Source organism: Clostridium sp. UBA2485, from assembly GCF_002341865.1.
In the GTDB taxonomy this organism is placed as follows: Bacteria; Bacillota; Clostridia; order Clostridiales; family Clostridiaceae; genus Clostridium_J.
The window spans coordinates 39031-60911 of sequence record NZ_DDOV01000056.1 but is presented as its reverse complement, the minus strand read 5'-3'; the positions used below and the strand labels follow the sequence as shown (position 1 = coordinate 60911).

At 28.1% G+C, this 21881-nt stretch carries 18 protein-coding genes and 3 other annotated features; of the genes, 3 read left to right on the top strand and 15 right to left on the bottom strand.

The features are described 5' to 3' along the window. A partial coding sequence (locus B3603_RS12035; protein WP_349676814.1) for a hypothetical protein occupies window positions 1-252 on the top strand: 252 nt, incomplete at its 5' end. 315 nt (window positions 253-567) lie between these two features. On the opposite strand, the gene B3603_RS12030 is transcribed toward B3603_RS12035, so the two are convergent. The 10 genes from B3603_RS12030 to B3603_RS11985 all read right to left on the bottom strand — a co-directional run bounded on the left by B3603_RS12030 (window position 568) and on the right by B3603_RS11985 (window position 12125). Next, window positions 568-1575, bottom strand: coding sequence for a proline racemase (locus B3603_RS12030; protein ID WP_291565112.1), 1008 nt, complete (start codon window positions 1573-1575; stop codon window positions 568-570). Window positions 1576-1578: 3 nt separating this feature from the next. Further along, window positions 1579-2049, bottom strand: a complete 471-nt coding sequence (locus B3603_RS12025) for a glycine/sarcosine/betaine reductase component B subunit (protein WP_291565110.1) — start codon at window positions 2047-2049, stop codon at window positions 1579-1581. A gap of 20 nt (window positions 2050-2069) precedes the next feature. After that, the gene (prdD, locus tag B3603_RS12020; protein ID WP_291565108.1) at window positions 2070-2828 is read right to left on the bottom strand and encodes a proline reductase cluster protein PrdD; all 759 of its coding nucleotides are present in this window, start codon (window positions 2826-2828) and stop codon (window positions 2070-2072) included. 172 nt (window positions 2829-3000) lie between these two features. After that, window positions 3001-3726, bottom strand: coding sequence for a D-proline reductase (dithiol) protein PrdB (gene prdB, locus B3603_RS12015; protein WP_291565106.1), 726 nt, complete (start codon window positions 3724-3726; stop codon window positions 3001-3003). A gap of 1 nt (window position 3727) precedes the next feature. Continuing rightward, window positions 3728-3979, bottom strand: a complete 252-nt coding sequence (locus tag B3603_RS12010; RefSeq protein ID WP_291565104.1) for a CBO2463/CBO2479 domain-containing protein — start codon at window positions 3977-3979, stop codon at window positions 3728-3730. A 24-nt stretch (window positions 3980-4003) separates the two neighbouring features. Continuing rightward, complete coding sequence (gene prdA, locus B3603_RS12005) at window positions 4004-6121, bottom strand: D-proline reductase (dithiol) proprotein PrdA (protein WP_291565102.1); 2118 nt, start codon at window positions 6119-6121, stop codon at window positions 4004-4006. Between the two features lie 101 nt (window positions 6122-6222). After that, window positions 6223-7515, bottom strand: coding sequence for a proline reductase-associated electron transfer protein PrdC (gene prdC, locus B3603_RS12000; RefSeq protein ID WP_291565100.1), 1293 nt, complete (start codon window positions 7513-7515; stop codon window positions 6223-6225). A 262-nt stretch (window positions 7516-7777) separates the two neighbouring features. After that, on the bottom strand, window positions 7778-9559 hold the full coding sequence (locus B3603_RS11995) for a sigma 54-interacting transcriptional regulator (protein ID WP_291565098.1): 1782 nt from the start codon (window positions 9557-9559) through the stop codon (window positions 7778-7780). 276 nt (window positions 9560-9835) lie between these two features. Next, the gene (locus B3603_RS11990) at window positions 9836-10375 is read right to left on the bottom strand and encodes a phosphatase PAP2 family protein (protein WP_291565096.1); all 540 of its coding nucleotides are present in this window, start codon (window positions 10373-10375) and stop codon (window positions 9836-9838) included. 427 nt (window positions 10376-10802) lie between these two features. Beyond that, window positions 10803-12125 (bottom strand): SH3 domain-containing protein, encoded by a 1323-nt coding sequence (locus tag B3603_RS11985; RefSeq protein WP_291565094.1) that lies wholly within the window; start codon window positions 12123-12125, stop codon window positions 10803-10805. 644 nt (window positions 12126-12769) lie between these two features. Continuing rightward, window positions 12770-12980: a binding site (T-box leader), on the top strand. Window positions 12981-13048: 68 nt separating this feature from the next. Next, window positions 13049-13258 (top strand) — a binding site (T-box leader). A gap of 84 nt (window positions 13259-13342) precedes the next feature. On the opposite strand from B3603_RS11985, the gene thrS (B3603_RS11980) reads away from it, so the two are divergent. Next, window positions 13343-15250 (top strand): threonine--tRNA ligase, encoded by a 1908-nt coding sequence (gene thrS / locus B3603_RS11980; protein ID WP_291565091.1) that lies wholly within the window; start codon window positions 13343-13345, stop codon window positions 15248-15250. Between the two features lie 195 nt (window positions 15251-15445). After that, window positions 15446-15655, top strand: a binding site (T-box leader). Between the two features lie 115 nt (window positions 15656-15770). Beyond that, window positions 15771-17708: a threonine--tRNA ligase gene (gene thrS, locus B3603_RS11975; protein WP_291565090.1), complete on the top strand. Its 1938-nt coding sequence runs from the start codon at window positions 15771-15773 to the stop codon at window positions 17706-17708. A 305-nt stretch (window positions 17709-18013) separates the two neighbouring features. On the opposite strand, the gene B3603_RS11970 is transcribed toward thrS (B3603_RS11975), so the two are convergent. The 5 genes from B3603_RS11970 to B3603_RS11950 form a co-directional block, all read right to left on the bottom strand. Then, complete coding sequence (locus tag B3603_RS11970) at window positions 18014-18142, bottom strand: cyclic lactone autoinducer peptide (protein ID WP_080618872.1); 129 nt, start codon at window positions 18140-18142, stop codon at window positions 18014-18016. A gap of 21 nt (window positions 18143-18163) precedes the next feature. After that, window positions 18164-18724, bottom strand: coding sequence for an accessory gene regulator ArgB-like protein (locus B3603_RS11965; RefSeq protein ID WP_291565085.1), 561 nt, complete (start codon window positions 18722-18724; stop codon window positions 18164-18166). Between the two features lie 308 nt (window positions 18725-19032). Further along, complete coding sequence (locus tag B3603_RS11960; RefSeq protein ID WP_291565082.1) at window positions 19033-19593, bottom strand: accessory gene regulator B family protein; 561 nt, start codon at window positions 19591-19593, stop codon at window positions 19033-19035. A gap of 143 nt (window positions 19594-19736) precedes the next feature. Further along, the gene (locus B3603_RS11955) at window positions 19737-21038 is read right to left on the bottom strand and encodes a sensor histidine kinase (protein ID WP_291565079.1); all 1302 of its coding nucleotides are present in this window, start codon (window positions 21036-21038) and stop codon (window positions 19737-19739) included. Window positions 21039-21048: 10 nt separating this feature from the next. Further along, window positions 21049-21786, bottom strand: coding sequence for a LytR/AlgR family response regulator transcription factor (locus B3603_RS11950; protein WP_291565076.1), 738 nt, complete (start codon window positions 21784-21786; stop codon window positions 21049-21051). Between the last annotated feature and the right edge of the window lie 95 nt (window positions 21787-21881).

Below are 21881 nucleotides of genomic sequence, written 5' to 3'. Positions count from 1 at the left end.
AACCATAATGAAAATGATAATGACAACGATAACGAAAATGATAATGATAACGAAAACGAAAATGATATAGATATTAGCAATGACTTTACTGTTACTAACGATAACAATAGTAATATTACCTTTAATCCAGTATTCTCGCCAAAAATTATTATTAAAATAAATGGCAAAGATATTGAAGCAGAATGGTCTAAAGATGAGTTTGATAAAGAATATGATGAATATAATCACTTTAAAAAACGCAAAAAAGAATAAAGAGTAGTATACTCTAATAATTATTATAAAAATTCATTAATGTTTAACCTCTATTTCTATTTCCATTTCCAAACTTTTGGCATAATATTTTTTTAATTTTATAATTTTAGACATGAAAATAGTCAATATTCTTGTTCTAATATTATTATTGTAAAATAATAAAGTAGAGCGGAATATTGACTATATTTATGATTATACTAGTATAATCACATTAAATTCTAATTAATATTTTACTTTTACATTTAAAAAATTCTTATCCATACTTTAGCAAAACTAGATATCCTTTACTCATATACCTTAATAAAATACCTTATATTAAGAAAGTTTAAATCCAAATTTTACTGGATCTTTATCATCAATTACAAAGTGATTAAATCCTGTAATATATGCACTTGCGGTTATTTCAGGTACTATAGCTGGGTATTCCCCTACTTTAGTTTCTCCAATGACTTTTCCTCTAAACATAGTTCCTAAAATGCTCTCATATATAAATTCTTCTGATATTTTGAGCTTTCCTTTTGCATATAAAGCTGCCATTTTAGCACTTGTTCCTGTTCCACAAGGAGATCTATCTAACTGACCTTCGCCAAATACAACTACATTTTGAAGTGTAGCATTAGGGTTTTTAGGTAATCCATATATCTCTACTAAATCTACTTTATTTATATGTGATAAGGTTGGATGCTTTATTTCTACTGTTTTATTGATTATATCTCTTATAATTACTCCCACTGCACTAAGCTTTGTAGAATTATTAGGATTAATATCTATTCCTAGTTCTTCTGCCTTAACAAGTGCAAAAAAACTTCCTCCAAAAGCTATATCTACTATTACTTTCCCTATTTCTGGCACTTCTATTTCTATTCCTTCTTTATATAGAAATGATGGAACGTTAACTATGGAAGTTTCAATGGCCTTACCATCTTCAACTTTTACTCTTGCTTTAATTAACCCTGCCGGTGCTTCTAAAACTATATCAGTATATGGTTCCTTAATATCAACCATACCTGTTTCAACAGCCATAGTTGCAGCACCTATAGATCCATGACCACACATGTTTAAATATCCTCCAGCATCCATAAATATTATTCCAAGGTCAGCTTCTTTAGATACCGGCTGAGTTATTATAGAGCCAAACATATCTTTATGTCCTCTCGGTTCAAGCATTATAGCTGTTCTTATGTAATCCATGTGCCTTTCTAAATAAGCTTTTTTCTCTGGCATAGTATCCCCTTTTATTACTGGAACTCCACCTACAACTATTCTGGTTGGTTCTCCCATAGTATGAGAATCTATAGCTTGAATAGACTTTATAATTTTCATGATTTACTCCCCCATTTTTCTCATCTTTAATTTTAAAAAAGCCAATGCTTTTCTACTGTCTAAAGTTGAAATATTGTTTTCACCTACAACTTCTGTTTCTATTCCCTCTTTTGACTTATTAAAATCAACTATAGTATCCATATATTTATTAGTAACTACAAATTTAGCTTGAGTTCCAATAAAACTTAATCCTACAACAGGAATATTTCTTTTCCCTATTTCTTCAATGGTATTAGCAAAATCAACATGACTATTCCCCCAGCCATCTACAGAAATTATTGCTCCATCCACTCTCATAGCTTCTACCCAAGTAGCTACTCTTTGTCCAACAAATACTTTATCTTCGTTAGCCTGTGGGGTTCCAACTATAATTACTCCTAGTAAATCTACATCTTCATCATTAGCTACTACATCAATTAATGGATCTCTAAAATGATGTAGCGTAGTCTCTTTTGTTGATGGTCCTACTCCCATAATTAAATTCCTCCTAAACATTAATGCATTGCCCTTAAAGCTCCATCTCTATATTCATTAGGTGATACAATTATAGGAATGTTCCCCATATCAATTATTGACCTACCTCCAATTGTTCCACAGGGTTCATTTCCAAATAAACAAGTATCATACATTGCACCTTGTCCAGCAACTTGTTTTATAATTACTACCCTTTTTCTATCTTTCTTGACTTTATCATAATATTCATACCTTTCAGTAGAAAGTCTTCCATTGAGTGTTTTCAAGTTTACCCTTATCTCTTGTACTACTAGATCACAACATCGATGAACTTCAGTTATAGCTTGCCTATAAACACCCATACCAGATCTTAAGGTAAAATCCATCTGTATAATAATATCTTCTGTTCTTGGCGTACCAGCTCTATTAAATTTAACTTGTTCATTAAGTATACCTTCTGATGATCCAAACTCTGCAACCTGTACACCTTCTTCATCTACACCATTAACCATAACTATAGCTCCTGTAAGCACATGAGTTATTCCTTCTCCTATATTACCTAGCACCTTAGTGGCAATTGGAGAAAAATCCATAATAGAATTTACAAAAATATCTCTATCCTGTGGGAAGATTATATTTAATTTTATATCTTTAATGTATTCTTTATTAAAGGATATATTACCTAGATCTTCTCTTAAATATAAAATACCTTCTTCTATATAAGTTTTGGTAGAAAATTTAACTTCTTTAATATGAAAAGCTTTAATTATTAATTTTCTTAATTCTTTATAATCACTCATAAAACTCACCATTTTTTAATAATCTTAAATTTTAATTATATTTTAAAATTACAAAATAAATATTATTAAACTAAAATCATAATTAAATGAAATTTTTAATTTATCACTCTTCTTTGATACCTTAATTAACTATAAATACCGACTTCCTTAAAAGAAAGTCGGATTTTATATTCTAAACTTTAGCTATATACTCATATGGAAGACTTACTATTTTTCCTGGAGTATCTATAACTATTAACTGTTTTAATGTATCTTTTAATATATCTCTTTGCATCTCCTTATTATTTGGTTCACCAGCATTAGCTCCCATTGGTACAAGTGGAGCTACAGATCTTGGTGTTCCTGTTTGCCTTACAACAGGTGGTAATGCAGCTATACAAATTGTAGGAATCCCTGATTCCTCTATCGCTCTCTGTACTAATACAGCTGAACGATGACAAGTTCCTCAACCTGCAGTCAATACTACAGCATCTACTCCTTCTTCCTTTAACATTTTTGCTATCACTGGTCCTGTTTCATTAGAAAACTTCTCTTGATTTCCACCACCACCCATGAATCCAATGTGTATTGATGAAATTTCTTTTATGAATCCTTCTTCTTTTAATTCTTTTAATCTATCTATAGGAAACATACAGTTTATATCTTTATTGACATCCCCATTATCATAACCACCATGTGATACCATAAGTTCAGATGATGGTGTATCTCCTGGTATTATTCTATAAGTAAAGTCCCCTGCTAGGTTAAATCTTTTATCCGTTTTTAAGTGGACTCCTGCTGCAGTTGCAAAAGCTACCTTCATATCCTTAAGCTCTTTTGTAACAGGTGACCATACTGGTGGTGGTGTTATAGGTACAAATATTTCTGATTGTAAGTTCTTAACAATAGAATAATCCATATTACTTTCCCGCCTTTCTATTTCTTTTCTCAATATTACTTACATATTTTTCATTTGCTTCTTCTGATAAAACCTCTGGAAAACTCATTTTAAACCCAACCTCTTGTCCTAGTTTAAGAGGGTAATCTGTTATAAGCATTCTCATAGGTATCTTCATGTAACCAAGCCTACCTTTTAAATCAATTCCAACGGCTCCATCCTGTACTTCTACTATTATTCCTTGCATTTCAATAATTTTATCTCCGTACCGCATCTTTTACCTCATTATATAAAATCACTATTTTGTAGCATATTTTTCTAGTCTTTTTTGACTCATAGGTATTGAAGTTTCATTTTCTACTCTATCAACTTTTATATCAGAAGCTTTTTCAACTTCATCTAAATTAGATTCCTTAACATTTGGATTCCATTTTCTTTCAGCAGCTTTAACTTCCTCACCTGACATAGCAGACTTAACCATAGCTAATGCTCTTATGGCATCTTCTTTGCAAAGGGTATTACAGGAAAGAACCTCATTTTCTATTCCTGCTTCTGACTTGTTATTATCAACCATATATTTCATATATTTATTACCAACAACTAGTGCTCCTTGTACAGCACAGAAAGACATCCCAACACAAATTACTCCTCTCATCCCAATTTGCTCTATATGAGAAGCAAAATCTATATGATTGTTTCCAAAACCTTCTGTAGTAACTATAGCTCCATCTACGTCCATAGACTCTACTATCATTCCTAATCTTTCAGATACATAGAATTTTTCAGAGTTAATCTGTGGAGAACCTACAAAAATAACTCCTGCCAAATCTATTTCTTCATCTTTCATTGCTTCTATTACTAATGGTTCTCTAAAATAATGCCTTGAACACTCTTTAGATGCTGGCCCTATACAAGTTAATGCATGTATACCTCCATCTAATACCTCCAATGGTGACAACATTACAGGAACATTTCCAAGGTCAACATTTGGTTTCCCTCCAAGAACTCCAACTGGTTCCACTGGCAAAATTAAATTATCATGCATTGCACCTTGTCCCATTATTTCTTTAACTATAACCAACTTTTTCTTTCCTGGTCTTCTATATTGAACTAATTCTTCAATATTAACTACTAAACTTTCATCTAAATCTTTTAGTGCCATTCTTATTTCTTGAGTTATAAAATCTGTTGCTTTATGTGCTGCTAACGGTCCTGGTCTTTCCATATTAGTTCCTCTAGCTATACCTACTTCTGTTTTTATAAAAATTTCACCCTTATCTGGAGCACCTGGTCTTCCCCACATTATATTTTCTTCTAATATACCTTCTGATGAACCAAATTCACCTATTTGTACTCCATCTTCATCAGTTCCAGTAACCATTACAATTACTCCATCTAATATCCTTGTAATCCCTGTACCTAGTTTTGACTCTGCTTCTTTTGTAGCTATTGGCTGTACGTCCATTATGGTTTCAGAATAGATATTATATTTTTCTGGAGTTATTATATCTACTTTTATTGATTTCACTAACTCACTTTCATTTACTGCATCTTCACAAATATTTTCTCTTATATAAAGAGTTGTCCCTTCAATTTTAGTTTCTTGTCCAAACTTAACTTCATCTATTTTAAAGTGTTTTTTAGTTAGATTTCTTACTTTTCTAGGTTCTAAAATCACTTCTTTTACTTCACATTTATCTTCTATTTTTACTTCCTGTGCTTTGATATTTGATAATTGAGTCTTAGTAGTTGTCATTTTTGCTGGAGATTCTGACATTGATGTCATTGTTAGTGGAACTTCAATATCAATTCCTTTACCTTCAGCTATTTTAATTTTGAGAACTCCACCGTTAAAGCTTGTAATGGTTTCTGATTGATTTGGTATTACTGCCGCCTCATCATCATATCCCTCTAGCATGTTTCCTGTAACTGAAGTTAATGCAACTGCATCAACCTTTAATTTTTTTCCTACAACTTCTCCTATAGTTAATACATCTTCTTCCAATTTTATAAGTAATGAATCTTCTAATTGTTCAAAATGCATTGGATTTTCTAAATCATCACTTGAAATAATTTTACCTGACTTTTTATTAACTTTAAGTACTGCTTTAGCATTTTCATCTATGCTTTCTTTCATTTTGCTTTCAGCATCTGTAGATAAGCTTTTAAGCCCTTCTAATAATTCTAAAGTTAAAGGTGTTAACGAATCTATAGTTTTAATTAACCTAGCTCCTAAAACTTCACCTATTTTTAAACAATCCTTTGGTATATTTAATAATCCTGAATCAACCATATCAGGGAAAATTTCTGGATCTTCTAAATTATCTGCTGAGATTATAGTTCCAGCTTCTGTTCTACAACATACAACCGCAACTTCATCTTTTAAAGCTTCTGCATGTTCCCTACTCATTGACATAATCAAAGGCCTCCTTTTAATCTACTATTTTAATGTAGTTTTACAATTATGAATATTCAACAAATGTAGTCCATATAAAATAACAAGTGAAAAATACATAATTAAAGTCTTCTAGTTAATTTGTGATCTACAGTTCTAAATATATGATCTGTATGATGATATACAGGTAAACCAGCCTTAGGTCCACAGTTCATAACAGTGTTTGAACAATCACTACAATTAGAAATCAATACTCTCTCTGCTTTAGCCTTTTTAAGGTCTAAAATTACAGCAACCTGTCCTGGACAATCTCCAGGAGTTTTACATTTGTTAGCGCCTTTAACATTGACTATATTTTTACATTGTACTACCTTAACAACATTTGATTTCATTTTACCTGCTAAGTCTCTTAATCTTTCTTCATTTGCTCCACAAGCACAGACTAACAATCCTAAATTGCCTTTAAATTCAGGCAATTCTATAGTTACTATAGCTCCTCCTGATATTTTTGTTACAGTAGCTTCCTCAAGTTCTTCTGCTTTTCCTGTATATGGTCCACCTATTACAAGTTCACCATATTCCCCATCTATTCCACCGCATTGATCAATTAACTCCTTTATAGGAGTTCCTATAGGAACATCAAAAAACACTTTAGATTCTTTACCACATTTAATTTTTCCAGCTATAGTTATATCTTTATCTATAACAGGTTTTTTATCTTCTACAGCTCTTGTTATATTTGCTAATGTTTCCGTATTCAATACAACACATTCAGCTGCTAATGGAAGTTCCGTTGGTTCTAACCATCTTCCAAAAATCCCATGAATTAAAGCTCTTTCTTCTCCCATAGGATAAATGTCTTTAAGCTTTTTTATTTTTATATTATCAATTCCATTTATCTCTTTTTCAAGAGACGCAATAGCCTTTTCATTTTTAGCCTTTATTCCTATGTATGCACCTTTAGCTTTAGTAGCTTCCATTGCATATTTTATTCCTTTTATAACTATTTGAGGATTTTCCTCTAAAAGTCTTATATTATGTTCTAGTAATGGTTCACATTCTACACAGTTAGCTATTATATATCCATCTGGTATTTCAGCTTTAAGTTTTATATGGGTGGGAAATCCTGCTCCACCAGCCCCTACTATACCAGCTTCAAATACAGTATCAACAATATTATTACATTCTTTAATCTTTACATAATCTTTGTTTTGATTTTTATCACATAAAATTATTATTTCTCTATTTGTTATTTTAAAAATTTCACCATTAACACTACTGTGAATTTTAGCACCTAATCCCTTTGTAGGATTTGCAATACATTCTCCTCTTTTTACTTTTTGTCCTTCTTTCACAATAGGTTCACAAGCTTCGCCTATATGCATTTTTAAAGGAAAATTAAACATATTACTCATAGATTCCCCTCCTTTTCTTACTCTATTTACCAGCAAAAACTATGCCAATATCATTAATATTATGAAAATTTATAGTTAAGCATTGGAAAATAGCCCTAATAAATACAAAACGCTTCATTAATAAATTTTATTTATTTTTCCTTTTAGTCAAAAAACTGACATTTTTTTCACTACGATTTTATTAGAATACTTGTAATCTCCCATTATATAAAGATTTCCAATCATTATATATATATGTCAAAAAATCAACACACCTGTCAATTTATTGACAGGTGTCTAACATATTATATTGCTTTAATTTATAATATAGTGTGCTTCTTTTTACTTTTAAAATTTCTGCTGCTTTAACTTTATTGCCGCCAGTAATATTCATAACTTCCCTTATTATTTCACACTCCAAAGTTTTAACCATTTTTTCTAAGTTGTATTTGTCCTCTGAATCAATATCTTTATTTATAAAATATTTTTCCTCTTCATAACTTAATATATATTTTGGAATGCTATCTACTGATATACATTCTCCATTAGATAATAGAACCATCCTTTGAATTACATTTTTTAGTTCTCTTATATTTCCTTCCCATTTATAGGATGATAATATGTTATAGATTCTATTATCTATTTCCTTTATCTCTATTCTCTCATTCTTTGACACTTGACTGATAAATAAATTGATTAAATCTTTAATATCTTCTCTCCGCTCTCTCAGTGGAGGAAGTTCAACTTGTACAATTGCTAATCTATAAAATAAATCATTTCTAAAAGTTTCTTCTTTAATAGACTTTTTTAAATCTTTATTAGTAGCTGCTATAATTCTTGTATTAGTATAAACAGGTTTGCCACTGCCCAATTTATATATTACGCCATCTTGAAGTACTCTTAAAAGTTTACTTTGCATACCAAGAGGCATGTCCCCAATTTCATCTAAAAACAAGGTTCCGTTATTTGCAAATTCAAACATTCCCATTTTTCCTTTTTTAGTAGCACCAGTAAAAGCTCCTTCTACATATCCAAAAAGCTCACTTTCTAAAAGATTTTCAGGTATAGCACTACAGTTTATTGCAACAAATTGCCCATTTCTTCCACTAGCTTCGTGAATTGCTTTCGCAAAAACTTCTTTTCCCGTCCCACTTTCTCCAGTAATAAGTACAGAAGCTGAGCTTGGTGCTACCTTTTGACAAAGATTAATAGCCTCAATTATCTTTTTACTCTTTCCTCCTATATAAGAAAAACTATAATTATTAGCAATTTCTTTATTATAAGCATTACTTAACATTTCTACTTTAGCATTAGCACTTTCTAATTTTTTTGATAACGATACAACTTCTGTTACATCTCTATCTGTAGATACCACTGCCACCATTTCTTTTTTAGGATTATATATTGGAATTACACTTAAAATTACCGACTTTCCTCTCATAGGCTCATGTCTTATATTCTCTATAGCTTTTCCCTCTTTCAACACTTTAGGGATTAGCGGATTATTAAAATATTCTGTAACTTTCAATCCAATAATATCCTTAGCTTTAATCTTATATAGTTTTTCTGAACTTTTATTCCAATAAGTTACTATTCCATTAATATCACAAATACATACAGCTTCATGAATATTATTCAAAATATTATTTTGGAGATTAAATATCTCATCTACTTTTAGATAAAAACTATCTCTTAAATTATTGTTTGTTATTATTCCAATAATTTTATCTTTCTCCATTACTGGAAGACGCCCAATATTATTTAAGATCATAATATCTCTTGCATCTCTTGCAAATTTATAAGGATTTATAGTAACTACGTCTTTTATAGCATAATTTATAACTTTATCTTCTAATAGATCTTTTCTCTCAGTACTTATTTTTACTAAATCCTTTCTAGTAAAAATACCCATTAACTTGTGCTTTTCATCAACTACTATAACTTCATCTAAATTCTGTGTTATCATCATATCTGAAACCTGTTTAACATTATCACTATAAAGAACCTCTTTAAATTCTATATTCATTATATCCTTTACTTTATAAAGTAATTCCCCAATGTTCATTTTCTCCTCCTACCACCCTTATAAATTCAATTAGCATTTATATAGTAAATCTATATCCTTTAGTTAATATAAAATATTACTAGTTGCTTTTAAATTAAAATTAAAAATATTACAATAATTTAACTAGCTTTAAGCTAGTTTTATATAAAATAGAAGATTGAGTAAAATTAATTTGTATATTGAACTCAAAAATAAAATTTTATAAATTCATATACTTAAATAAAATCGTGACAAAGTCACGATTTTATCCAAGTCTTCAAAATTCATAATAATTATTTAAACATTATCTTTTCTTATTAAATTATACCCTAAAAGTATAATAAAGGCACTTAAAATTCCTACTAACATACCTACAAATACATCACTAGGATAATGAACATATAAATAAATTCTTGAAAAACCTATAAGTACAGCAAGCACTATAGGAATTATTTTGTATTGAGGTAATAATATAAATAATATTGTAGCTACCGCAAAAGATGATGAAGTGTGTCCTGATGGAAAAGAAAAAGATTTAGGTATGTGTATCAATGGATCTGATATAGGATACCTAATAATTGGTCTAACTCTTTCCACCACATTTTTTATTATACCCTCTGTTAAAATAGTACTTAATAATAAGGAGCTAAGACAAAGCAGTCCTATATGTCTATAATCTTTTTTAAATAAACATATTACAGATATAATTATCCATATAACTCCTCCATCACCTAAATGAGTTATAATCGGCATTAGTTTATCAAATAATGGATTTCTTAATCCATGGTGTATAAAATCAATTAGTATTTTATCAATAGCATGAATACTCTTAAGCATATTTAATCTTTTCTCCCATTTAAATTCTCATATAAGGCATCTGAAAGAAAATAATAAACCAAAGATGTTAGTATATTTTATATCAGACAAGGCGTCAGGTTCTGCTCATAGTGCTGCTATGGGCGGGTTCTGACAACGCAGTATGATGAAAGATAGGCTAACATACTGGTCAATTATTTTTTGAAGATGCCTAAGATCTTAAGTTTCTAATTACTTTTAATAAGACACTTAAAAAATAACAAGTGAAAGATATTAGTATGTTTTATATTAGATTCTGATCATAGTAATGCTATGATCAGAATCTAACAACACAGCATGATACAAAACAGATTAACACTAGCTTGTTATTTTCTGAAGATGCCTAGAAAATGCCTAACATAATTTATAGTAAAATATACTATTATTCTACTATAAATTATTAACTATGTTAACCGAAAATTTTTATTGTTTTGATAGCGCTTAAATAACCTTCCCCATCAGAAGTATAGATTAAAGTTAACGGCGTTACAGCAACTCCTTTAGCTGAAATATGGTATAAATCTCCTTTTTTCTCACTACATATTCTAGAGATATAAAAACCTATAGTATCATGTATTATAAAGTATTCATCATAATATTTACCTAAATAAATTACAACATGACCATCTAGATACATAAGACATCCTGGAGTCATCGTATCCAATACTTTTTTCTTTTCTTCAATAGTCATATTTTCTATACACTTAGTTATTCCTATGGCCTTCTTCTCTTGCTGAGATGTATTTCTAGGAAGCATTAGTCCCATAGTCTTAAATACATCTACTACTAAACTGGAACAGTCTCTTCCAAAAAATTCTCCTCCCCATCCATACCTTTCTCCTAAGCATTTAAAGCTTTGCCTTATAATATTCTCTTCTGTATAAGGTAAATATCCATAACATACATCTTCACTTCTCGAAATTAATATTTGTGTAAACTTTAAACTTTCATCATAACGCCTTACTGGAAGCCATACCACATAACTTCCACAAGGATACATATCATAAATAGTTTCTAAAATATCTTCTTCTTTTACTAATGGAAGTTTTACTCCCATATCTATAGGAATCATAGATATGCTTTCATCAAAAGGATTATACCCAGTATAAATTCTTCTACCTGTAACTACTAAAAATTCCTTAGCTTTTGTATATTTTAATATAGGTTCCTTTTCTCCTATAGCAATATCTTTTCTTTTAATCCATCCTTTATACTCATATGCCTTTATAAAATACCATTCTTTATCCTTGCTTTCATGTAAAATTACACAAGGATCGCAAATATTAATCGCCGTTTCCAGTAATCTATCTAAGTCATAATCCTTTGGATTTTTAAAAATTCTATCATCTGTAGGATAAGATTTTATATGTGATCTTCTTGTAACCATTCCATACCGTATTAAGTTTTTTTCTTTTATAGCTTCTAAATTTAAATTTTTACTTAATTTTAGAAAATATTCTTTTTCTAAAATAACACTATTTTTATATCTAATTGTAGAATGAGGTTTACTTACAGATAAAATTAGGTTCCTTAATTCTTTCTCTTCGAGAAAATTTTGTAATGAAAATATATCCTCTATTATATTACTTTTCATAGATCTTTCATTATATCTTTTTATCTCATCATCGCATATTATTATTCTCTTTGAAGTATTACTATTATTTATCCAAAATTCAGGATATAACATTTCTGTTTTAACCCTAGCAACTTTTGAAGAAAATTGAGTAAACATTACACTCACCTCTTTATATACACTTTTATTATATATTGTATTAATTCTTAATGGATTATAAAACCATTAATGGTAGATTAATATTTACTAATCTTAAAAATAAGTATATTTTTAAGATTAAATTTATACAAAAAGTATTATTTTTTAATTCTTAATTACTATGTACAATTTTTTATTTTAGAAGTCGAATTATTATATAAATTTAAGCTTGTGCTTAAAACCAATATGAAAATTCAAAATATACTCTAGAAAATAAATTTTCTATAAAAATAGCTTAAATCCTTAGAAATTAAGGATTAATAATTAAGAGTGAAGAATTAAGGAAAAAATTCACCCTTAGTGAATTTCTTAAAATAAAATTTATTTTAAAAAACTCCAAAAGCTTTGGCGGTGGAGTTTTGACCATAATTCTTCATCTTTAACTCTTAATTTTTAATTCATAGAAAAGAATTTTTGTTATAGTAATTAAAATATTATATAAGCTAAATTTTCATTGTGGAATCCTATAGTTATAACATACTTGCTGATTATATCTCTCATTGAAATTATTATTGACATGAAATTTATAAGTGATATAATATTATAAATATATATTTGTAATATACAAATTTTAATAATATGCATATGCTATTATTAAATAAATAATAAATGCAATGAAGAGAAGAGTAAGCTGCCTTACATTTACAGAGAGAGAATACATTAGCTGAAAGTATTCTTAAATAGAATCAGTTGAAAACCACCTCTGAGTGACTCTAATAAAGTCCGGATAAATCCGTTAAATTTTTTTAAAGTGGTATATCATAATTTTGATATACAATTTGGGTGGAACCACGGGAATTTTATCTCGTCCCTTTTCTAATTATTATAGAAAAGAGACGAGTTTTTTATTTATAAAGTTTTATAGATTATGAAAAATTATATATTAAAATACTATGAAGAGAAAAGTAAACTGTCTTACATTTACAGAGAGAGGATATATTAGCTGAAAGTATTCTTAAATAGAACCAGTTGAAGACCACCTCTGAGTGACTCTAATAAAGTCCGGATAAATCCGTTAAAATTTTTAAAGTGGTATATCATAATTTTGATATACAATTTGGGTGGAACCGCGGGTATAGTATCTCGTCCCTTTTCTAATTATTTATAGAAAAGAGGCGAGTTTTTTATTTTAAAAAATAAATTAATAATTCTCAATAGTTTTAAGGAGGTAAACAAAAATGATTAAAGTTACATTAAAAGATGGTTCAATAAAAGAATATGAAAACTCATTATCAGTTTTAGATATTGCTAAGGATATTTCTGAAGGGCTTGCAAGAGTAGCAACCGCTGGATTTGTTGATAATAAAACTGTAGATTTACGTTATATAGTTGATAAAGATTGTAAATTAAGCATTCTTACTTTTAATGATGAAGAAGGGAGAAATGCTTTTAGACATACAACAGCACATATATTAGCTCAAGCTGCTAAGAGATTATATCCTAATGCTCAGCTTGCTATAGGTCCTTCAATTGAAGATGGTTTCTATTATGATTTTGATTTAGAAAAACCATTTACTTCTGAAGATATAGAAAAAATTGAAGCTGAGATGAAAAAAATTGTTAAGGAAGATTTAAAAATTGAAAGATTTGAGCTTCCTAGAGAAGAAGCACTTAAATTAATGAATGAAATGAATGAACCTTATAAAGTTGAATTAATTAATGACTTACCTGAGGATTCTATAATTTCATTTTACAAACAAGGTGAATTTGTAGATTTATGTGCAGGTCCTCACCTAATGTCTACAAAATATATTAAAGCTATAAAATTAACTAAATTAGCTGGTGCATATTGGAGAGGAAATGAAAAAAATAAAATGCTTTCTCGTATATACGGAACTTCTTTCACTAAAAAATCCGATTTAGATGAGTATTTAGAAAGAATTGAAGAAGCTAAAAAACGTGACCATCGCAAACTTGGTAAAGAACTAGAGCTTTTCACATTGCTTGATGAAGGTCCTGGCTTTCCTTTCTTTTTACCTAAAGGAATGGAGCTTAGAAATACTCTTATAGATTTTTGGAGGGAAGTCCATAAAAAAGCTGACTATAAAGAAATTTCTACTCCAGTTATATTAAATAAGAATTTATGGATTAGAAGTGGTCATTGGGAATATTATAGAGAAAACATGTATACGACAGAAATAGATGAAATGGACTATGCAATCAAACCAATGAACTGTCCTGGAGGAATGTTAGTATATAAAACAAGTCTTCATTCCTATAGAGATTTACCTCTTCGTATTGGTGAATTAGGCCTTGTACACCGTCATGAATTATCCGGTGTACTACATGGATTAATGCGTGTTCGTAACTTTACTCAAGATGATGCTCATATATTTATGCTTTCTGAACAAATTAAAGATGAAATTAAAGGAGTAATAAGACTAATAGATGAAATTTACAGCGTATTTGGCTTTAAATATCATGTTGAATTATCTACAAGACCAGAAAATAGTATGGGCAGTGATGAAGAATGGAATAGAGCAACTGAAGCTCTTAGAGATGCTCTTATAGAACTTGAATATGACTATAAAGTTAATGAAGGTGATGGTGCATTTTATGGTCCTAAGATTGATTTTCACCTCGAAGATTGTTTAGGACGTACATGGCAATGTGGTACAATACAACTAGATTTCCAGCTTCCAGAAAGATTTGATCTTCATTATATAGGTCAAGATGGTGAAAAACACAGACCAGTTATGATACATCGTGTAGTCTTTGGAAGTATAGAACGTTTTATAGGAATTTTAACTGAACACTTTGCTGGTGCTTTCCCTACTTGGCTTTCACCTATACAAGCAAAAATTCTTCCTATTTCTGAAAAATACAATAATTATAGTGAAGAAGTAGTAAACAAATTAAAAAGTTCTGGTATAAAAGTGGAAATAGACAAACGTACTGAAAAAATAGGATATAAAATTAGAGAAGCACGTAATGAAAGAATTCCTTATATTTTAGTTGTAGGTGAAAAAGAAGCTTCTAAAAAAGAAGTATCTGTTAGAAGTCGTAAAAATGGTGAAGAAGGCAATATTTCTATAGACAATTTCATTGAGAAAATTCTTAAAGAAATAAAAAGTAAAGATTTATAGGAAAATTTACCATATAAAATTATTCTCAATTTAACATTAATAGTTAATAAGATTAAACTAGACTTAATAAAGATATAAGTATTTTATATCTTTACACTAAAAATTATAAAATAATTTAAAATACTTCTTTTAAATTTATTTTTATTATTATATAATTTTAGTAGTAATAAATTTATTTAAATATGGTAATAATAGTATAAAGCTGTGAAGAGAAGAGTAAACTGCCTTATATTTACAGAGAGAGGATACATTAGCTGAAAGTATTCTTAAATAGAACCAGTTGAAAACTACCTCTGAGTGACTCTAATAAAGTCCGGATAAATCCGTTAAAATTTTTAAAGTGGTATATCATAATCTTGATATACAATTTGGGTGGAACCACGGGAATATTATCTCGTCCCTTTTCTAATTATTATAGAAAAGAGGCGAGTTTTTATTTTAAAAAATAATTTAAAAATTCTCATGCTTTGATGTGAATTATCATAATTAATTATCAATAATTTTAAGGAGGTAAATAAAAATGATTAAAGTTACATTAAAAGATGGCTCAATAAAAGAATATGAAAACTCATTATCAGTTTTAGATATTGCTAAAGATATTTCTGAAGGTCTTGCAAGAGTAGCAACTGCTGGATTTGTTGATAATAAAACTGTAGATCTACGTTATATAGTTGATAAAGATTGTGAGCTGAGCATTCTTACTTTCAATGATGAAGAAGGGAGAAATGCTTTTAGACACACAACAGCACATATACTAGCTCAAGCTGTTAAAAGTTTATATCCTAACTCAAAACTTGCTATAGGCCCCTCAATCGAAGAAGGTTTCTACTATGATTTTGATGTAGAAAAACCTTTTACTTTCGAAGATATAGAAAAAATAGAAGCTGAGATGAAAAAAATTGTTAAACAAGATTTAAAAATTGAAAGATTTGAACTTCCTAGAGAAGAAGCGCTTAAATTAATGAATGAAATGAATGAACCTTATAAAGTTGAATTAATTAATGACTTACCTGAGGATTCTATAATTTCATTTTACAAACAAGGTGAATTTGTAGATTTATGTGCAGGTCCTCACCTAATGTCTACAAAATATGTTAAAGCTATAAAATTAACAAAAATAGCTGGTGCATATTGGAGAGGAAATGAGAAAAATAAAATGCTTTCCCGTATATACGGAACTGCTTTTACTAAAAAATCTGATTTAGACGAGTATTTAGAAAGAGTTGAAGAAGCTAAAAAACGTGATCATAACAAATTAGGAAGAGAACTTGAATTATTTACAACTGCTGAACCAGTAGGTCAAGGACTTCCACTATTAATGCCAAAAGGAGCTAAAATTGTTCAAACTCTTCAAAGATGGGTAGAAGATGAAGAAGAAAAAAGAGGCTACCTATTAACTAAAACTCCATTTATGGCTAAAAGTGATCTATATAAAATTTCAGGACATTGGGATCATTACAAAGATGGAATGTTTGTTCTTGGAGATGAAGAAAATGATGAGGAAGTATTTGCACTTCGTCCAATGACTTGCCCTTTCCAATTTATGATATATAATTCTAAAAAAAGAAGCTATAGAGATTTGCCATTAAGATATGGTGAAACTTCAACTCTATTTAGAAATGAATCTTCTGGAGAAATGCATGGATTAATTCGTGTAAGACAGTTTACAATTTCTGAAGGTCACTTAATAGTTACTCCAGAACAGTTAGAAGAAGAATTTAGAGGAGTAGTTGATTTAATTAACTATATGTTAGAAACTTTAGGACTAAGAGAAGATATAACTTACAGATTCTCTAAATGGGATCCAGATAATAAAGCTAAATATATAGATAAACCAGAAGCTTGGGAAGAAACTCAAGTTATAATGAAGCAAATTCTAGATAACTTGGGACTTGATTATAAAGAAGCTATTGGTGAAGCTGCTTTCTATGGTCCAAAATTAGACCTACAAATTAAGAATGTTCATGGAAAAGAGGATACAATAATCACTGTTCAAATTGACTTCTCACTTGCTGAAAGATTTGGAATGACTTATATTGATAAGGACAGTAAAGAAAGATATCCATACGTAATTCATAGAACTTCAATTGGATGTTATGAGAGAACTCTAGCGTTACTTATAGAAAAATATGCCGGTGCTTTTCCAACTTGGCTAGCACCAGTTCAAGTTAAAGTTCTTCCAATCTCTGAAAAACATCATGATTATGCAGAAGAAGTTGTTAAAACATTTAAAGCAAATAATATAAAAGTTGAAGCTGACTATAGAGCTGAAAAAATAGGCTACAAAATAAGAGAAGCTCGTAATGAAAGAATTCCTTATATCTTAGTTGTAGGTGAAAAAGAAGCTGAAAATAAAGAGGTTGCTGTAAGAAGTAGACAAAATGGTGAAGAAGGTGCTGTAGCACTTGATGTATTTGCTCAGAGAGTATTAACTGAAATTAATAATAAAGAAAGATAAAATAGAATCGTGGCTAACTGCCACGATTTTATAATTTAAATTGCTCTAATAAATACATGATATTTATAATTACCTAATATTAATAATTACTTAAATAAGGTTGTAAATTTAGTTTTTTTAAAATATAATTAATAATATATTAACTTTTTAATAATAATTTATATTCTTAAATTCATTATCTCATAATAAAAAAAAGGTAATAGCATTTTGCTATTACCATCAACAAGCGAAAGTTTATGTGAGGTATGATTTTTTTACTTCGCATTTAAAGCAAGTATATTAAAGGGTATAAATTGGGTATTAAACTATTTTTTTAATTTTTTAGGAACTGCTGGTTGATACCATAATCCCCAACAAGCTGTTCCTGCACTCATTTTAGCAACAGCTAGAGATGCTGTTCCTATTCCTTTAAGAACTAATGAATTTTTTTTCATAATGACTTCCCCCTCTATAAATTATATTAATAAAGATACTGCTTCTATAAATATAGCTGCAGAACCTATATAACAATAAATATTTAAATCTTTATTTAATATAAATAAAGCTGTTATAATGGATACTTCAATAAAATATGTTATAAATGTTCTTTTTCTATAAATCCTCTTTTCATCTTCATCTAGAGGTTTATTTTCCGTATCCTTTGGTGCTAATTTAATAAATATTATCAATGCTATTAGAAGCATTCCTATTAATATTATTGGATTTCTTATCAAACCTATATTTTTAAATAAAAATATAGAAACATTACTTAATATTGCAAATGATAGAAAACATCCTAATGGTGTACTAGCATGATATCCTCCTGCTTGCAACCTCATAAAAAAGAATATTACTGTAAAAACTATCATCTCTTTAAGCCAATTAAATAAAACACCTAATAAAATTAATCCAATCAGCTCTCCTATAGTTATTAATAACATAGTTAAGCCATACATATAAACTTCTAAATCATCTTCGTTAATTATTTTGTTTTGAATTAATGAAGTACATATTTTGCTAGATATTCTATTTACCATAACTTTACCTCATTTATCAAATTTCTTTATTTTTCTATTATTAATATAAGCTACTTTTACTTTAAAATAAAGTAGCTTTGCATAATTTGACATTGAAATGTAATAATTGGACAATCTTTTATAAAAAGTACCTAATAATGTTATAATTAATAGTTTTACATATCTAGATATTACTGTTTTCAAATTATAATATAAATTAATTCCTTAAAATTATAATTTAAAAATATAAAAGATCACCTATATTTATAGGTGACCTTTTATAATCCATAGGTAGTAATGGATTGCTAATTTATGTGGGATTAATTTATTTATAATAAAGTAACTGACTGAATAAAAATAGCAAAAGCTATTGTACATGAATATGATGATAAATTCTTATTTATCAAAAATAATATTAAAACTACTAAAGCCTGTAAAAAATAGGCTATAAATGTATTTCTTCTAAGCTTTTTTCTCTTTTCTTCAGAACAAGAAGAAAATTTTATTTTATAAGGTGCTTGTTTAAAAAATATTACAAGTGCTATAATCATAAGCACCACAGTAATTATTATATTATTTCCTGATAATTCATTAACTGAGGATATGTAAACACTTATTAATGCTAAAGAGGAAAAGCAAATGAAATTCTTTATATAATTGCTAAGCCAACATCCTCCTGCAAACATCCTCATTATTCTAAATGATATAATAAATAACATCATTTGTGAAAGACAATTAAACAATATTCCAATTACTGTAAATCCTATAACATCTAAAATTAACAAGATAACCTTTTGAAGTTTCTTTATATAAGTCTGAAAATCATCAAATTTGATTATATTGTTTTTAACTAAGGACTTACATATCTTTACTGATAAAGTGCCTATCATTGTATCACCACTTAATAAAGTATTTACTCTTCAATAGCTATATTAATATATCCATTTAATTTTTAAAATACATTTTGCACATTTTGACTTTCAAATGTAATAATTGGGCTAAAAATATTAAAAACCTTATAAAAATAAGGTTTTTAACATATCTCTTTCATAGCAATATTTAAAATAAATTCTTCTTTTGATTGTTCAATTTTTAGCAATCCATCATATTTATCAACAATATATTTTATATTTTTAAGCCCAAATCCATGGTTTTCTTTATCTATTTTAGTGGTTTCATAACTATTTTCATCAATAAATACATCTTCTTTCTTACTATTTTTTATTTTTATAATTAAATATTCACCTTTCATATACATATAAAGTTTTATATATTTCTTTTTCAAGTTTTCACAAGCTTCTATGGCATTACTAAGGGAATTACCTAGTATAATAGAAATATCCATAGAATTAACTTTTAGTTCTTTAGGAATATCTATATTTAAATCTACTTCTATATCTTTTTCCTTTGCTACTGTTAAATTATTATTTAGTATGGCTAAAATTGTTGAATTTTCTATGTTTACTATATTATTAACTTCTTGTACATCTTTTAATAATTCTTTTGCATATTTCTTAGCTTCATCAATATTATTCAAGTCTAAAAGCCCATAAATACAGCTAATATGATGATTAAAATCATGTCTTTGAGCCTTTAACTTATATGTAAGTCTATCTAAACTTTCTATATAATTTTGTTGTCTTTCATATTCTCTCATAAGCAATAGCCATTCAGATTCCTTTTTTGAATATTTAATTATTTGATTTATAACATTTATGACCATTGCAGTAAAAATGATGATTGTTATTGTCATTGTAAATATAGCTGATGAACTAGCTTCAACTATATCTTTGTTCTTAAATAAGCTAAATATCATAAATATAAAAAATATATTTATACTTAAGGTCATTATTAATTCATATACATATACCTTCTTTAAATTTTTTTGCACTATTTTTATATTACCTGCAAATCTAATCATTAAATATACTATTGTTCTAGTTAATATAAAATATATTACTGTATATAAATTAGAAGAAACTAGTTGATTTTGATTTATATCAAATAACATATAAGTAAATGAAACAAATATAAGTTCTACAAAGGTTATTACAATTATATAAGCTAAATTCCCAAAAATTATTTTTAACAAATCTGAGTTAAAAATATATTTATAAGTAATTACATTTGAAAATATTATAAATAAAATCCCCTTTTGACTTCCTAATCCAAAGTAGCTATTACTCAAGTAAGTTACTGCAATTTGAAAAATTAATAGAATAACCACTATATGTTTAGGTCTATTATTTTTATCAAACATAGCTCTCATAAATAAATATCCTAAAATTACTTCTACAACTTTTATAAAAATATTTGAAATTACTACTATATCCACATACCCTCACCTATCCAAATAAATTGCTTGCTAAGCATTCTCTTACTTCTTTAACTGATGCTTTGCTTACAGGAATATCAATATCTAAATCTGAAATATATACACTTTGACTTTTATAGGAGGTTAGTTTACTTCTGTTAATTATAAAACTTTGATGACATTGTACAAAGTAATCCATATCTAACACTTTCTTTAGCTCTTTTAAAGAAGCATAATATTCAATAGTTTCCTGTTTTGTTATCACCCTTACTTTCCTTAAATACTTTTCAAAATAATATATATCATCGTATCTAATTCTATAAACTTTATCTTTATTATCTATTACTAGTTCTTTAGATTTTTTGATTTTTAAACTTAATATTTCCATTGCTTCTGAAATAATACTATAAAACTTTTCATAAGATATAGGTTTAATAATATAATTAAAACTCATTATCTCAAATGCATTCAAAGCATAATCTTTAAATCCTGTTATATAAATTATAATTGCTCTTTTATTAACTTCCCTAATTTTGTATCCAAGCTCCATACCATTTAAGCCGCTCATTTCAATGTCTAGAAGAAAAATGTCTATATCACTGACTTTTAATGATGAACTATTTTTTGATAGTTTGTCCAAAAGTTCTTCTGCACTATTAAAACTTAAGATATTAAATAAATCATTGCCATCAGAAAATTTATTTAAATATCCATTAATGATTCCCACTTGAACATTATCATCATCACAAATAATAACATTATATGACATCTATATTCCCCCTTCCTAGATAGTCATAATAATACCTATTATAATATCAATTTTCCAAATATTCAATTTCTCCTTCTTTCTTCGAGGTTTTAATT